The organism is Ralstonia sp. ASV6, assembly GCF_016429285.1.
Taxonomy (GTDB): domain Bacteria; phylum Pseudomonadota; class Gammaproteobacteria; order Burkholderiales; family Burkholderiaceae; genus Ralstonia; species Ralstonia flaminis.
This window is the reverse complement of sequence record NZ_JAELUI010000145.1, coordinates 1-13,426: the sequence shown is the minus strand read 5'-3', so window position 1 is coordinate 13,426 and position 13,426 is coordinate 1. Positions and strand designations below refer to the sequence as shown.

Genomic DNA, 13,426 nt, shown 5'->3' with positions numbered 1-13,426 from the left:
GGTTCAGCAGCGGCTTGTCGGGCGAGTTGTTCAACTCGCTCCAAGTCGCGCTGTCGATGCCTTCGATGAACAGGTTCGGGTCGAACGTCGGCTTGGAGACGAAGGCAAGGATGTCGCCCGTCTCGGGCTCGATCGCTACCAGCGCGCCGCGGCGGTTGCCGAAGAGCTGCTCGGCCAGACGCTGCAGGTTGATGTCGAGCGACAGGATCAGATTGTTGCCCGGCGTCGCCTGCGAGGTGGAGAGTGTACGGATCGGTCGCCCGCCCGCGCTCACTTCTACCTCTTCGTAGCCGGTCAGGCCATGCAGTTCGGTCTCGTAACTTTGCTCGATGCCGACCTTGCCGATGTACTCCGTGCCGCTGTAGTTGTTGGAATCCTTGCGCGGGTCGTACGTCACACCGGGCTGGCTGTTGGCATCGCTCATGTTGTCGATGCGATCCAGGTCGCGCTCGGAGATACGGCCGATGTAGCCGATCACGTGCGACGCCGACTCGCCCAACGGGTACTGGCGGAACAAGCGTGCGTGAACGTCCACCCCCGGAAAGCGGAAGCGCTGCGCCGAGAAACGCGCGACTTCCTGATCGGTGAGCTGACTGCGGATCGGCAGGCTCTCGAAGCTGCGCGCGTCTTCCATCAGGCGCTTGAAGCGGCGGCGGTCGCGCGGCTGGATGTCGATCACCTGGGCTAGCTGGTCGATGGTGTTATCCAGCGTGTCCTGCAGCTTGGACGGTGTGATCTCCAGCGTGTACGCCGAGTAGTTGCGCGCCAGCACCACACCGTTGCGGTCCATGATGATGCCGCGGTTGGGCTCAATGGGCGCCACCGAGATGCGGTTGTCTTCCGCCTTGGCCGAGTACTGTTCGTGCTTGACCTCCTGCAGCCAGAAGAAGCGCGCCAGCAGCAGCCCGAAGCAGATCACCACGAACAGGGCAGCCGCCGCCAGCCGCAGGCGGAAGCGCGACAGTTCCTGTTCGACGTTGCGGATTTCGGTCATGCCGGACTAACAGCGAAACGAGCGAAAGACATCAGATCGGACGCCTTAGATTGGCCGCGTTTCGTCGACGCTCTCCGGCCGGCGCTGCGGCGCCAGCAGGAAGGCATTGGCGAACGGCCACAAGGCCGCTTCGATCAGCGGCGGCAGGATGACCTGCCAGTCTGGCAGATGCGCGCCCATCAGCAGGCGGATGACGATCGGCACGGCGTGCGCCAGCACCAGCAGTGGCAGCACGTGCAGCGCCTGCGACAGCACCGAGAACCACAGCACGCGCCGGTGGATGGTGATCGCAAAGTACGACAGCAGCGTGTATGCCATCGCGTGTTCACCCAGCAGGCGTGCTTCGTGCACATCCATCAGCAGGCCCAGCAGGAAGGCCACCACCATGCCCACGCGGCGCGGCTGGTGGATGTTCCAGAACACCAGCACCAGCGCCACCAGATCGGGAATCCACTGCATGTGGCCCCACGGCATCAGGTTGAACAGGAACGCCAGCATGAAGCTGAAGGCGATGAAACCGGGGTTGACCGGGCGCAGCAGGTATTGGGGCGAGTTCATGACAGATGCCTCGCTTAGCGTTTGACTGCTGGATCAGCGGTGTCCAGCGGGTTGCCGTCAGCGTCGGTGGGGCGCGGCGGCGGGGTGTTTTCTTCGGCGGCTGGCCCGGGCACGGCTGCCTCGGCGGCGGCACGGGCGGCGCGATCCTTCTCTTCGCGGGCGTCGCGCGCGGCGTTCTTGCCCTTGGGGGCGGATGCTGGCGCCAGGTCCACCGGCGGCGGGAAGCCCGATTCGTATTTCACGATCAGCAGGTGGCGGTTGCTGCGGATGCCGGCCACCGGCTCGCAGATCACACGTGAGAACGCGGTGTCGGCCTTACGCTCGATCTGTGCGATGCGCGCCACCGGCAGACCCGCCGGATACACGCCGTCCAGCCCCGAGGTCACCAGCAGGTCGCCCTGCTGCAGATCCGCTGAGGCCGCCATGAAGCGCAGATCCAGCGCACCCGGGCGGGCACCACCAAAGGCCACGCTGCGCAGGCCGTTGCGCACGACCTCTACGGGGATCGCCTGGTCCTTGTCGGTCAGCAGCGTCACCTGCGATTCGAACAGCGACACGCGCGTCACCTGACCAACCACACCGCGGTCATCGATGACGGGGTAGCCGGCGCGCACGCCATCTTTCGAGCCGCGATCAATGACGATGCGTTGGGTGTAGGGGTCTCGCGCTTCGTAGAGGACTTCCGCCGCGATGGTCGGCACAGCTGCGTGCTGCTTCAGGTTGAGCAGCGTGCGCAGGTTGCGGTTCTCGGATTCGAGCTGCGAGGCACGCAGCGATTGCTGGGCCTGGGCGACAGCCGATTCGCGCAGATTGCGGTTGTCGGCGGCGAGCTTGGTTGAGGACTGTGTGTAATCCAGCGCAGCGCGCACCGTGTCGCGCGGAATCAGCACCAGGCGCTCAACCGGGTACAGCACGACCGACACGACCTGCCGGACCACGCCCAGTACCGACATGCGGGCATCGATCACCAGCAGCGCAAGCGCAAGCGCAAGCAGGGCAACCAGCCGTGCGGTGGCGGACGGGCCCTGCTTGAAAAGGGGCGGCGGGGAGTAATCCATGACCCGGACGCTTCAGATAGGCACGGCAGGCGTTTGACGTTCAACGTCAGCAGCCTGCCGGCAACAGATTGGGTGTGGCGCTGGTGCGGTGCCTGGGCCCGGGGTGGGCTTGGCACGGCGCACCGGCGCGGGACGCATCTCAGCGGCCCGCCACGGCCGCTGGTGCGGCCAGGAAGACGGGCATGGCGAAATGCGCCGGATACGTGCGGTGCATGATCCCGTTATTCGTACGAGAAGATGCTGCCGAGCTTGTCCATGCGCTCCAGTGCCATCCCGGAGCCGCGCACCACGCAGGTCAGCGGATCTTCGGCCACCAGCACCGGCAGGCCGGTTTCTTCGGCCAGCAAGCGGTCCAGGTCACGCAGCAGCGCGCCGCCGCCGGTGAGCATCATGCCGCGCTCGGCAATGTCGGCGCCCAGTTCCGGCGGGGTTTGTTCCAGCGCGATCTTCACCGACGACACGATCTGGTTCAGCGGGTCCGTCAGCGCTTCCAGGATTTCGTTGGACGACACCGTGAAGGCGCGCGGAATGCCTTCCGACAGGTTGCGGCCCTTCACTTCCATCTCGCGCACTTCGGAGCCCGGGAAGGCCGAGCCGATTTCCTTCTTGATGGCTTCAGCGGTCTGTTCGCCGATCAGCATGCCGTAGTTGCGGCGGATGTAGTTGACGATGGCCTCGTCGAACTTGTCGCCGCCCACGCGGACCGAACCCTTGTAGACCATGCCGCCCAGCGAGATGATGCCCACCTCGGTGGTGCCGCCGCCAATGTCCACCACCATCGAGCCCGACGGCTCCGACACCGGCAGGCCGGCGCCAATGGCTGCGGCCATCGGCTCTTCAATCAGGTACACCTGCGAAGCACCGGCGCCCAGCGCCGATTCACGGATGGCGCGGCGCTCGACCTGGGTCGAGCCGCAGGGCACGCAGATGATGATGCGCGGGCTCGGGCGCAGCAGTTTGGTGTCGTGCACCATCTTGATGAACTGCTTGAGCATCTGCTCGGTGACGGTGAAGTCGGCGATCACGCCGTCTTTCATCGGGCGGATCGCCTCGATGTTGCCCGGCACTTTGCCCAGCATCTGCTTGGCTTCCTTGCCGACAGCCTGGATGGTCTTCTTGGCGTTCGGGCCGCCTTCCTGGCGGATGGCCACCACCGACGGCTCGTCGAGGACGATGCCTTTGTCGCGGACGTAGATCAGGGTGTTGGCGGTGCCGAGGTCGATCGCAAGATCGTTGGAGAAATAGCTGCGCAAAAAGCCGAACATCGAATGAATCCTGTTTTCGAGTCATGGGCGGCCCAGCAGCAGGATGTCGGTCAACGGCTACACCGATACGCGGACGTCGCAGGCTGCCACATGGCCACCATACGGTCCGATCTTGCTACTGCGCTCCCGGGAATGTCGCGGGCTCCGTGGTGGTCGGCGGTGGGGTGCCGTGGCACTGGCCATCCTGCCGAGGGTGAGCCGCCCGGAGGGGGCGGTCCCAAGGAACCTTTGATTAAGTGTCGCCAGATGCTGACGGCGGCGTCGCCGGGAGGTTCCCGGCCACTTAATCAGAGGGTCCGTGGCTGCACGAAGTCGCCTGCTGACTTAGAAATTTAGTCGGCAATCATACCTTATAATTCGGGCGTTTCGCGGGCGTTTGCCTCCAATTTTGCGGCAGATCGGCACAACTCGGGCGTAACCTGAGCATGCCTCACGCGCAGTAGCCGTCGCTTGGCTGCCACTTGCGCACATTGCCCGCCCGCTGCCGCACTCACTGATCCACTCCGATGGCACTCGAACTCTCCGACGTCAAACGCATCGCCAACCTCGCCCGCATTGAAGTCTCCGATGGCGAGGCGGCGCAGACCCTGACCCAGCTCAACCAGTTCTTCACGCTGGTCGAGCAGATGCAGGCCGTGGATACCACCGGCATTGAGCCGATGGCCCACCCGATCGAACTGATCCAGGCGCCGGCCCAGCGCCTGCGCGAAGATGCCGTCACTGAGGCCGACCGCCGCGCCGATTACCAGCAGTGCGCCCCGGCCACCGAGGCCGGCCTGTACCTCGTGCCCAAGGTGATCGAGTAAACGGCGCGCGCCGCTCTCGACCCCACTCCATTCGACGACGCCGGCTGTAGCCGGCAGCCCATCCGAACGTATTCGATGACCGCATCCACGATCAAAGCCCTGTCTGCCCAACTCGCCGCCAAGGAGGTTTCGGCGGTGGAACTTGCGCGCCATTACCTCGCGCGCATTGATGCCGGGGCACACCTCAACGCTTTCACCCATGTCGATGCCGAAGCGACGCTTGCGCAGGCGCAGGCCGCCGACGCGCGCATCGCTGCCGGCAATGCGGCGCCGCTGACCGGCGTGCCGATCGCCCACAAGGACGTGTTCGTCACGCGTGGCTGGCGCGCCACGGCCGGCTCCAAGATGCTGGGCGACTACGTCAGCCCGTTTGACGCCACCGTGGTGGAACGCCTGGGCGCCGCCGGCATGGTGACGCTGGGCAAGACCAACATGGACGAGTTTGCGATGGGCTCGTCCAACGAAAACTCGGCCTTTGGCGCGGTCAAGAACCCGTGGAACGTCGAGTACGTGCCGGGCGGCTCGTCGGGTGGCTCGGCGGCCGCCGTAGCGGCCGATCTGGCGCCAGCGGCCACCGGCACCGATACGGGTGGCTCGATCCGCCAGCCGGCATCGTTCTCGGGCATCACCGGTATCAAGCCGACGTATGGGCGCGTGTCGCGCTACGGCATGATCGCCTTCGCCTCGTCGCTGGACCAGGGCGGCCCGATGGCGCGCACCGCCGAGGATTGCGCGCTGCTGCTGTCTGCCATGGCCGGCTTTGACCCGCGTGACTCCACCAGCCTGGAACCCGGCCGTGGCGGTGACGTGGAAGACTTCAGCCGCCTGCTGGGCCAGCCGCTGCAAGGCGCTGACGCCGCCCGCCCGCTGGCCGGCCTGCGCATCGGTCTGCCCAAGGAATATTTTGGCGAAGGCCTGGCCGACGACGTGCTTGCCACCGTGCGCGCCTCGCTGGCGGAGCTGGAAAAGCTCGGCGCCACGCTGGTCGACATCAGCCTGCCCAAGACTGAGCTGTCGATCCCGACGTACTACGTGATCGCCCCGGCCGAGGCATCGTCCAACCTGTCGCGCTTTGATGGCGTGCGCTACGGCCACCGTGCGGCCGAGTACCGCGATCTGGCCGACATGTACCGCAAATCCCGCGCCGAAGGTTTCGGTTGGGAGGTCAAGCGCCGCATCCTGGTCGGCGCCTATGTGCTGTCGCACGGCTATTACGACGCGTACTACCTGCAAGCGCAGAAAATCCGCCGCATCATCGCGCAGGATTTCCAGAACGCGTTCCAGCAATGCGACGTGATCATGGGCCCCGTGGCGCCGACCGTTGCCTGGAAATTGGGCGAGAAGAGCGACGATCCGGTGCAGATGTACCTGGAGGATATCTTCACGCTGTCGACCAGCCTGGCAGGTCTGCCGGGCATGAGCGTGCCCGCCGGTTTTGGCGCAAACGGTCTCCCGGTTGGCTTGCAGATCATTGGCAACTATTTTGAAGAGGCACGCATGCTGCAGATCGCGCATGCGTTCCAGCAGGCGACCGACTGGCACGCACGCCAACCGGCAGCCTGAAGGCGCTCACAAGCGCTCGGACCACCGCTGCACCGCAGGGGGCCGCATGAACAATAAGCAGGGGCCCCGCGCAGCGGGGAGGCGCACGTCCGTGAATGCAGGCTGTCGCCGACACCACGAAGGCAAAATGAACGCAATCCGCTCGGAGGCGATCGCAATGAACCCCCGCATCCGCAACGCACTCGGGCTGGCGCTTGCCGCCGTCCTGCTGGCGGCCTGCGTGCCGATTCCGTTGCCGTCGCTGCCGGGCATTCCGGGTTTTGGTCGCCCGTCTGGGCCACCGCCGATTGCCGATCGCACCATCAGCGTCAACGGCTACTGCAGCCAGACCGAGGAAGACGGCTTCCGCGAGCAGGCAACGCTCACCGTGGACAACAACAACGTCAGTGCGTTGCAGTGGCAGTTGTGGGTTGGCCGTCGCGGTTCGTGCCAGTTTGATCTGTCGACCTTCCAGCAGACCAAGCGCCGTCCGAGCATCGAGCTGCGCGAGCGCAATGGCAGCTGCACGCTGATGGTCTGGCAGGACCCGCGCCGCGTAACGCTGGCGCATGCCAACTGCGAGGCGCATTGCACGCCCGGCATCTACGAAGAAGCCTGGCCGGTGATGTTCGATCCGCAAACGGGCCAGTGCGCCCGCAATGCCCGGTAATGCGCCCGGTGATGCGCACATCGCTTCGGGTGCGGGTGGTGGCCGTGTTGGCGGGCGCCCTGCTGGCGCTGCACGCGTCTGCCCAGCCGACGCCCGACGCGGAAGGCGCCCTGCCAGACATGCCAGCGGCACGCGCACCGTCGGCAGCGGAGCTGGCTGTGCAGACGGTGGAGATTCCGCGCGCCGTCATGAAAGACGCCGAAGACGCGCCGCAGACGCTGACCGCGTATTGGGTCACGCCTGCAGGCAAGGCGCCGTCGGCAGGCTTGCCGGTGGTGATCGCGCTGCATGGCTGCAGCGGTTTGTACACGCAGGCGGGTACGGATGCGAAGGCGCTGGGTACGCGCTATCGCGGCTATGCGCAGTGGCTGGGCGCGCGCGGTTACGCGGTGGTGTTGCCCGACAGCTTTGGCCCGCGCGGCAAACCGCACGGTATCTGCACCGAGCGGCTTGCGGCACGCGATATCAACGGTGCCGTGCGCCGGGCAGACATTCTGGCGACGATGCGCTGGGTGGCTGCGCAGCCAGGCGTGGATGCGCGCCGCATCGTGCTGCTGGGCTGGTCCAACGGTGCGCAGGCCGTGCTGGAAACCGTGGACGCGAGCCGCTCCTGGCCCGCCGACACGCCGGCTGTGGAGCGCGCCGTGGCGTTCTACCCGGGCTGTGCGGCTGCGCTGCAGCGAGCGAAGTATCAGTTGAACGCGCCGTTGCTGCTGCTGGCGGGTGGCAATGACGATTGGACGCCTGCCGACAGATGCCAGGCCCTGCAGACCGCGGTGCTGGCCCGTCAGCCGCAGGCGCGCTTCGAGCTGGAGACGTTTGGCGGGGCCTATCATGGCTTTGATGGCACGGCACCGGTGACGGAGCGCAGCGGCATCCCGAATGGGAGGCGTCACGGTACGGTCACCGTGGGTGGCGATCCGGCGGCACGCGAGGCCGCCTTCGCAAAGCTTGCGGCCTGGCTGGATGCGCCGCGCCCCTGATCGCATAGCAGTACACGAATACACGAACACCTAGACATTCACACCACAACAATCGACAGGACACACGCAACATGCAATGGGAAGTGGTGATCGGCCTCGAGACGCACACGCAGCTCTCGACGGTCTCGAAGATTTTCTCCGGCGCCTCCACCGCATTCGGTGCTGAGCCCAACACGCAGGCGGCGCCGGTGGATCTGGCCTTGCCGGGCGTGTTGCCGGTGCTGAACAAGGGCGCTGTCGAGCGCGCCATCGTGTTTGGCCTGGCCATTGGCGCCAAGATCGCGCCAAAGAGCATCTTCGCGCGCAAGAATTACTTCTACCCGGATCTGCCCAAGGGCTACCAGATCAGCCAGTACGAGATCCCGGTGGTGCAGGGCGGCACGCTCACCATCCAGGTGGAAGGCAAGAACGGCCAGCCCGGCTATGAGAAGACCGTGCAGCTCACGCGCGCTCACCTGGAAGAAGACGCCGGCAAATCGCTGCACGAAGACTTTGCGGGCATGACCGGCATCGACCTGAACCGCGCCGGCACGCCGCTCTTGGAAATCGTGACCGAGCCCGACATGCGCAGCGCCGCTGAAGCCGTGGCGTATGCCAAGGCATTGCACGCACTGGTGATGTGGCTCGGCATCTGCGACGGCAACATGCAGGAAGGCAGCTTCCGCTGCGACGCCAACGTCTCGGTGCGCCCCGGCCCGGACGCACCGTTCGGCACGCGCTGCGAGATCAAGAACCTGAACTCGTTCCGCTTCCTGGAAGAGGCCATCAACTACGAAGTGCGCCGTCAGATCGAGCTGATCGAAGACGGCGGCACCGTGGTGCAGGAAACTCGCCTGTACGACCCGGACCGCAAGGAAACGCGCTCGATGCGCAGCAAGGAAGACGCACAGGATTACCGCTATTTCCCGGACCCCGATTTGCTGCCGCTCGTCATCGGCGACGATTGGGTCGAGCGCGTGCGCGCCACGCTGCCGGAGTTGCCAGCCGCCATGGCTGCGCGCTTCGAGTCGGCCTACGGCCTGCCGAAGTACGACGCCAGCATCCTGACCGCCACCAAGGCGACCGCCGCCTACTTCGAGGCCGTGGTGGCCGAGGCTGGTGCCGCCAACGCCAAGGCTGCTGCCAACTGGATCATGGGCGAGGTCGCTTCGAACCTGAATCGCGCCGATCTGGAAATCGACGCTGCACCGGTCAAGCCCGCACAACTCGCCAAGCTGCTCGCACGCATTGCCGACGGCACGATCTCGAACAACACCGCCAAGAAGGACGTCTTCCCTGCCATGTGGGCTGGCGAACACGGCGGCGATGCAGACGCGATCATCGCCGAGAAGGGTCTGAAGCAAATGTCGGATTCCGGCGAGCTGGAGAAGATCATCGACGATGTGCTGGCGGCCAACGCCAAGTCGGTCGAGGAATTCCGCGCGGGCAAGGAGAAGGCCTTCAACGCGCTGGTCGGCCAAGCCATGAAGGCCACGCGCGGCAAGGCCAACCCGGCACAAGTGAACGATCTGCTGAAGAAGAAACTGGGCGCCTAAGGGGTAGCCGCACGCCATGACCATGAACGCACAAGACGTCGCCAACTACCTGCAAGCGCACCCGGCCTTCTTTGAAGAGCACGCCGAGCTGCTGGCCGCCATCCAGCTCACCAGCCCGCACAGCCACCGTGCCGTGTCGCTGCAGGAGCGCCAGATGGAAATCCTGCGCGACAAGCACAAGCATCTGGAACTGAAGCTATCGGACCTGATGCGCCACGGCAATGAGAACGACCGCACGCAGCAACGCGTGCACGCCTGGACGACGCGTCTGCTGGGCGAAGCCGACACGCACGCGCTGCCCTACGTGGTGCAGGATGGCCTGCGTGAGGTCTTTGAAGTGCCTGCAGTGGCGCTGCGCGTGTGGCAGGTGGGCGAAGAGTTCGCGCACCTGGAAGTGGCGCAAGGTGTCAGCGAGGAAGTGCGATTGTTCGCCGCTGGCCTGCGCGCGCCGTACTGTGGCGCCAATGCGGGCTTCGAGGCCGCCGGCTGGCTGGAAACCGCTCAGACGATCGAGTCGGTCGCCATTGTCACGTTGCGCGTGCCGGTGCGTGGTGATGCAGATGCCAGCGCCGCGCCGGCCTTCGGCCTGCTGGTGCTCGGCTCGCCGGATGCCCGTCGCTTCCACGACGGCATGGGCACGACCTACCTCGCGCAGATCGGCGAACTTGCCGCGGCCACGCTCAACCGCCTGCGCGACTGAGCGCACACCACATGCCGCAATCTGCTGACAACGAGGATCGCGACGCACCCGCGCCGCCGCATCCGCAGATTGCGGCTTACCTCGATGCGCTGAAGTTCGAGCGGCAACTCTCGCCGCACACGCTGGCAAGCTACGGCCATGAGTTGGCCGTACTGCAGCGATTGGGCGCGCAGCTTGCGGCCGGCATCGATCTCACGCAACTCCAGACGCACCACATCCGCCGCATGATGGCGCAACTGCACGGCAACGGCTTGTCGGGCCGCAGCATTGCACGGGCGTTGTCGGCATGGCGCGGCTGGTACAAGTGGATGGCGCTGCGTGACGCGGCTGTTACGGCCAACCCGGTCGACGGCGTGCGTGCACCCAAGAGCCCGAAGCGGTTGCCGAAAGCCCTGTCCGTTGAACAAGCCGTTGCGTTGATGGAGCAACTGCCGGGCGACGATGCAGAGACGATTCGCGACCGCGCCGTCAACGAGCTGTTCTATTCGTGCGGACTGCGCCTTACGGAGTTGGTCAGCCTGGACCTGCGCCACGTGAAGGCCGGCGAGTATGAGTCCACCAGCTGGCTGGATCTCGACGCACGCGAGGTGATGGTGCTTGGCAAGGGCAGCAAGCGGCGCACCGTGCCGGTCGGCTCCAAGGCTGCCGAGGCGCTGGCCGCGTGGCTGGCGGTGCGCGAGCAACTGGCCAAGCCCGCACAGCTTGATACGGCGCCGGAGGATGCGCACGCGCTGTTCCTGTCGCCGCGCGGCAAGCGGCTGGCGCAGCGGCAGATTCAACTGCGCATGAAGCGTAACGCCATCGAGGCCGGTGTCCCGGCGGATGTGCATCCGCACGTGCTGCGGCATTCGTTTGCCACGCATATGCTGCAGTCGTCCGGTGACTTGCGCGCCGTGCAGGAACTGCTCGGGCACGCCAGCATTGCCAGCACGCAGGTTTATACTTCGCTCGATTTTCAGCACCTGGCCAAGATCTACGATCAGGCGCATCCCCGCGCAAAGAAGAAGTAACGCGCTGCCCCGAACCTTGTAGCGGGGCGCACTCTTTCCCCCAGTCGTATGCAAACCCTGATTCTCAAGCCCGGCAAGGAGCGCTCGCTGCTGCGCCGGCACCCGTGGATTTTCGCCAACGCCATCGACCGCATGGAAGGCCGCCCGCCGGCCTCCGGTGCCACCGTGGTTGTGCGTGCCGCCAGCGGCCAGTTTCTGGCGCGCGCCGCGTTCAGCCCCGTCTCGCAGATTCGCGCCCGCGTGTGGAGCTTTGACGAGGCTGAGCCCGTCGATCACGCCTTTTTCAAGCGCCGCATCGCAGCTGCCCTGGCATACCGCCGCGCCTGGGTACACGACACCGATGCCGTGCGCCTCATCATGGGCGAGGCCGACGGCCTGCCCGGCCTGATCGTCGACCAGTACGGCACCGGCGAGGCGGGTCAGCTCGTCTGCCAGTTCAGCGCCGCTGGTGTCGAACATTGGAAGGACGCCATCGTCGCCGCGCTCATCAAGGAGACGGGCTGCCCCAACGTGTACGAACGCTCCGATGTGAGCGTGCGTGAGCGCGAGGGCCTGGAACAGATGACCGGCGTGCTGGCCGGCGCCGAGCCCGCCGCAGACTTGTCCGCCACCGAGCACGGCGTGCGCTATTACGTGGATGTGCGCGAGGGCCACAAGACCGGCTTCTACGTCGATCAACGTGACAACCGTGCCCTCGTCGGTGCGCTGGCGAAAGATCGCGATGTGCTCAATTGCTTCTGCTATACCGGTGGTTTCTCGCTGGCGGCATTGAAGGGCGGGGCGCGTTCGGTGGTGTCGATCGACTCGTCGGGCGAGGCGTTGGCGGTGGCGGAGCGCAACGTCACGCTCAACGGATTCGATCCGGCACGTGCCGAATGGCTGGATGCGGATGTCTTCAAGTCGCTGCGCAACTTTCGCGCAGAGGGGCGCCAGTTCGACCTGATCGTGCTGGACCCGCCCAAGTTTGCGGCGTCAGCCCAGCAGGTGGACCGTGCGGCGCGCGCGTACAAGGAGATCAACCTCGTCGGCATGCAGTTGCTGCGCCCGGGCGGCCTGCTGTTCACATACTCGTGCTCGGGTGCGATCGATGTCGATCTGTTCCAGAAGATCGTTGCGGGCGCGGCGGCCGATGCCAAGGTGACGGCGCGCATTCAGCGTCGTCTGGCCGCAGGTGTCGATCACCCCCTGTTGACGAGTTTCCCGGAAGGCGAATACCTCAAGGGTTTGCTGCTACAGGTTGGGTAGGCAATACTCAGGGGCGCCCGCATGGACATGCTTGCCGCGATGCGTGTGTTTCAGCGCGTTGCCATGACACTGAGTTTTACGGAGGCCGCCGAGCGGCTTGGACTTGCGCCATCCAGCGTGTCGAGGCAGATCGACCTGCTGGAAGCCCAGTTGGGCGTCAAGTTGCTGACGCGGACGACGCGCAAGCTGTCGCTTACCGAGCCGGGGGAGCTCTACAAGAGCCGAGTCGACGCGCTGTTGGCCGAGTTCGATGCGGTGCACGACAGCGTCGCCACCTTTGCGAGCGAGCCACGCGGGCGCCTGAGGGTCAGCGTGCCGCGGGTGTTCGGCAAGCGGGTGTTGAGCCCACTCCTGCCGGCATTTCTGAAGGCGCACCCCAAGATGTCGGTGGAGCTGTCGCTGACCGACGACTACGCCGACCTGGTGGAAACCGACATCGACTTGGCCATCCGTATCGGCACCCTGGGCGACTCGACGCTGATCAGCCGGCCGTTGGGCCGCTACCGGCGCGTTCTGTGCTGTCATCCGTCGTATCTGCGCACGCGTGCACAACCAACCGAACCGGCCGATCTTGCGCTGCACAACTGCCTGCGCTACCGCCAATCCGGCGAGCGCGTGGTCTGGGCGTTCTCGCACCGTGATCGAGACGTCGCGATAGAGATCGCGCCACACGGCGACCTGAGCGCCAATGACGTCGAGGTGCTGCTTGGTGCAGCCCAGGCCGGTGGGGGTATCGCGCTGCTGCCCCATTGGTTGGTCGGCGATGCCATCGACCGTGGCGAGCTGGTTCAATTGTTGCCCGACTACCCGCTGGCCGGCGGCCGCCAGGCAGCGGGCATCCACTTCGTCTATGCCATCAACCGGCGCCAGTCCCGCAAGGTTCGTGCGTTCATGGCGTATGTGTTGGACCAGGCTGGCCACCTATTCGCCTGAAAGCCGGTAACCGCGCCACAGCGGGCGTGCATTTTTGTGTGGCGCGCAAAAGTCTTCCCGGCGCGGCCGTGTTTTTCTGGGCGTGTCGCTTCGGAACAATGTGTCCACTTGGCAAATCCGCCAAGCC

Annotated in this window: 12 protein-coding genes and 1 pseudogene; 9 read left to right on the top strand and 4 right to left on the bottom strand. The window is 65.6% G+C overall.

Annotation, left to right across the window (positions count from 1 at the left end; all coding sequences use genetic code 11):
- From JHD73_RS22625 to JHD73_RS22610, 4 genes and pseudogenes are all read right to left on the bottom strand, one after another.
- A pseudogene (locus tag JHD73_RS22625) lies at positions 1 to 994 on the bottom strand (penicillin-binding protein 2); the annotation flags it as partial.
- Between the two features lie 45 nt (positions 995 to 1,039).
- Positions 1,040 to 1,552 (bottom strand): rod shape-determining protein MreD, encoded by a 513-nt coding sequence (mreD, locus tag JHD73_RS22620; protein ID WP_199032427.1) that lies wholly within the window; start codon positions 1,550 to 1,552, stop codon positions 1,040 to 1,042.
- Between the two features lie 14 nt (positions 1,553 to 1,566).
- Positions 1,567 to 2,610, bottom strand: a complete 1,044-nt coding sequence (gene mreC, locus JHD73_RS22615) for a rod shape-determining protein MreC (protein WP_199032426.1) — start codon at positions 2,608 to 2,610, stop codon at positions 1,567 to 1,569.
- Positions 2,611 to 2,831: 221 nt separating this feature from the next.
- The gene (locus JHD73_RS22610) at positions 2,832 to 3,875 is read right to left on the bottom strand and encodes a rod shape-determining protein (protein WP_004628293.1); all 1,044 of its coding nucleotides are present in this window, start codon (positions 3,873 to 3,875) and stop codon (positions 2,832 to 2,834) included.
- 506 nt (positions 3,876 to 4,381) lie between these two features.
- On the opposite strand from JHD73_RS22610, the gene gatC reads away from it, so the two are divergent.
- The 9 genes from gatC (at position 4,382) to JHD73_RS22565 (ending at position 13,299) form a co-directional block, all read left to right on the top strand.
- Positions 4,382 to 4,681: an Asp-tRNA(Asn)/Glu-tRNA(Gln) amidotransferase subunit GatC gene (gene gatC, locus JHD73_RS22605; RefSeq protein WP_021196954.1), complete on the top strand. Its 300-nt coding sequence runs from the start codon at positions 4,382 to 4,384 to the stop codon at positions 4,679 to 4,681.
- Between the two features lie 75 nt (positions 4,682 to 4,756).
- On the top strand, positions 4,757 to 6,244 hold the full coding sequence (gene gatA / locus JHD73_RS22600; RefSeq protein ID WP_199032425.1) for an Asp-tRNA(Asn)/Glu-tRNA(Gln) amidotransferase subunit GatA: 1,488 nt from the start codon (positions 4,757 to 4,759) through the stop codon (positions 6,242 to 6,244).
- A 157-nt stretch (positions 6,245 to 6,401) separates the two neighbouring features.
- Positions 6,402 to 6,893: a hypothetical protein gene (locus JHD73_RS22595; RefSeq protein ID WP_064806004.1), complete on the top strand. Its 492-nt coding sequence runs from the start codon at positions 6,402 to 6,404 to the stop codon at positions 6,891 to 6,893.
- Positions 6,872 to 7,876: a dienelactone hydrolase family protein gene (locus tag JHD73_RS22590; protein ID WP_199032424.1), complete on the top strand. Its 1,005-nt coding sequence runs from the start codon at positions 6,872 to 6,874 to the stop codon at positions 7,874 to 7,876. Before JHD73_RS22595 ends, JHD73_RS22590 begins: the two co-directional genes overlap by 22 nt.
- A gap of 71 nt (positions 7,877 to 7,947) precedes the next feature.
- A complete protein-coding gene (gatB, locus tag JHD73_RS22585) occupies positions 7,948 to 9,411 on the top strand; it encodes an Asp-tRNA(Asn)/Glu-tRNA(Gln) amidotransferase subunit GatB (RefSeq protein WP_199032423.1) in 1,464 nt (487 codons plus the stop codon).
- Positions 9,412 to 9,433: 22 nt separating this feature from the next.
- Positions 9,434 to 10,111, top strand: a complete 678-nt coding sequence (locus JHD73_RS22580) for a DUF484 family protein (RefSeq protein ID WP_199032428.1) — start codon at positions 9,434 to 9,436, stop codon at positions 10,109 to 10,111.
- An 11-nt stretch (positions 10,112 to 10,122) separates the two neighbouring features.
- Positions 10,123 to 11,121 (top strand): tyrosine recombinase XerC, encoded by a 999-nt coding sequence (gene xerC, locus JHD73_RS22575; protein ID WP_199032422.1) that lies wholly within the window; start codon positions 10,123 to 10,125, stop codon positions 11,119 to 11,121.
- Between the two features lie 48 nt (positions 11,122 to 11,169).
- Positions 11,170 to 12,366, top strand: a complete 1,197-nt coding sequence (locus tag JHD73_RS22570; protein ID WP_199032421.1) for a class I SAM-dependent rRNA methyltransferase — start codon at positions 11,170 to 11,172, stop codon at positions 12,364 to 12,366.
- Between the two features lie 21 nt (positions 12,367 to 12,387).
- Entirely contained in the window at positions 12,388 to 13,299 is a 912-nt protein-coding gene (locus tag JHD73_RS22565; protein ID WP_199032420.1) for a LysR family transcriptional regulator, read from the top strand.
- Positions 13,300 to 13,426: the final 127 nt, after the last annotated feature.

What these genes read in the sequence shown, in the direction of transcription:
- mreD (WP_199032427.1), bottom strand. Translation starts at nt 1,552, where the DNA reads ATGAACTCGCCCCAATACCTGCTGCGCCCGGTCAACCCCGGTTTCATC.
- mreC (WP_199032426.1), bottom strand. Translation starts at nt 2,610, where the DNA reads ATGGATTACTCCCCGCCGCCCCTTTTCAAGCAGGGCCCGTCCGCCACC.
- JHD73_RS22610 (WP_004628293.1), bottom strand. Translation starts at nt 3,875, where the DNA reads ATGTTCGGCTTTTTGCGCAGCTATTTCTCCAACGATCTTGCGATCGAC.
- gatC (WP_021196954.1), top strand. Translation starts at nt 4,382, where the DNA reads ATGGCACTCGAACTCTCCGACGTCAAACGCATCGCCAACCTCGCCCGC.
- gatA (WP_199032425.1), top strand. Translation starts at nt 4,757, where the DNA reads ATGACCGCATCCACGATCAAAGCCCTGTCTGCCCAACTCGCCGCCAAG.
- JHD73_RS22595 (WP_064806004.1), top strand. Translation starts at nt 6,402, where the DNA reads ATGAACCCCCGCATCCGCAACGCACTCGGGCTGGCGCTTGCCGCCGTC.
- gatB (WP_199032423.1), top strand. Translation starts at nt 7,948, where the DNA reads ATGCAATGGGAAGTGGTGATCGGCCTCGAGACGCACACGCAGCTCTCG.
- JHD73_RS22580 (WP_199032428.1), top strand. Translation starts at nt 9,434, where the DNA reads ATGAACGCACAAGACGTCGCCAACTACCTGCAAGCGCACCCGGCCTTC.
- xerC (WP_199032422.1), top strand. Translation starts at nt 10,123, where the DNA reads ATGCCGCAATCTGCTGACAACGAGGATCGCGACGCACCCGCGCCGCCG.
- JHD73_RS22570 (WP_199032421.1), top strand. Translation starts at nt 11,170, where the DNA reads ATGCAAACCCTGATTCTCAAGCCCGGCAAGGAGCGCTCGCTGCTGCGC.
- JHD73_RS22565 (WP_199032420.1), top strand. Translation starts at nt 12,388, where the DNA reads ATGGACATGCTTGCCGCGATGCGTGTGTTTCAGCGCGTTGCCATGACA.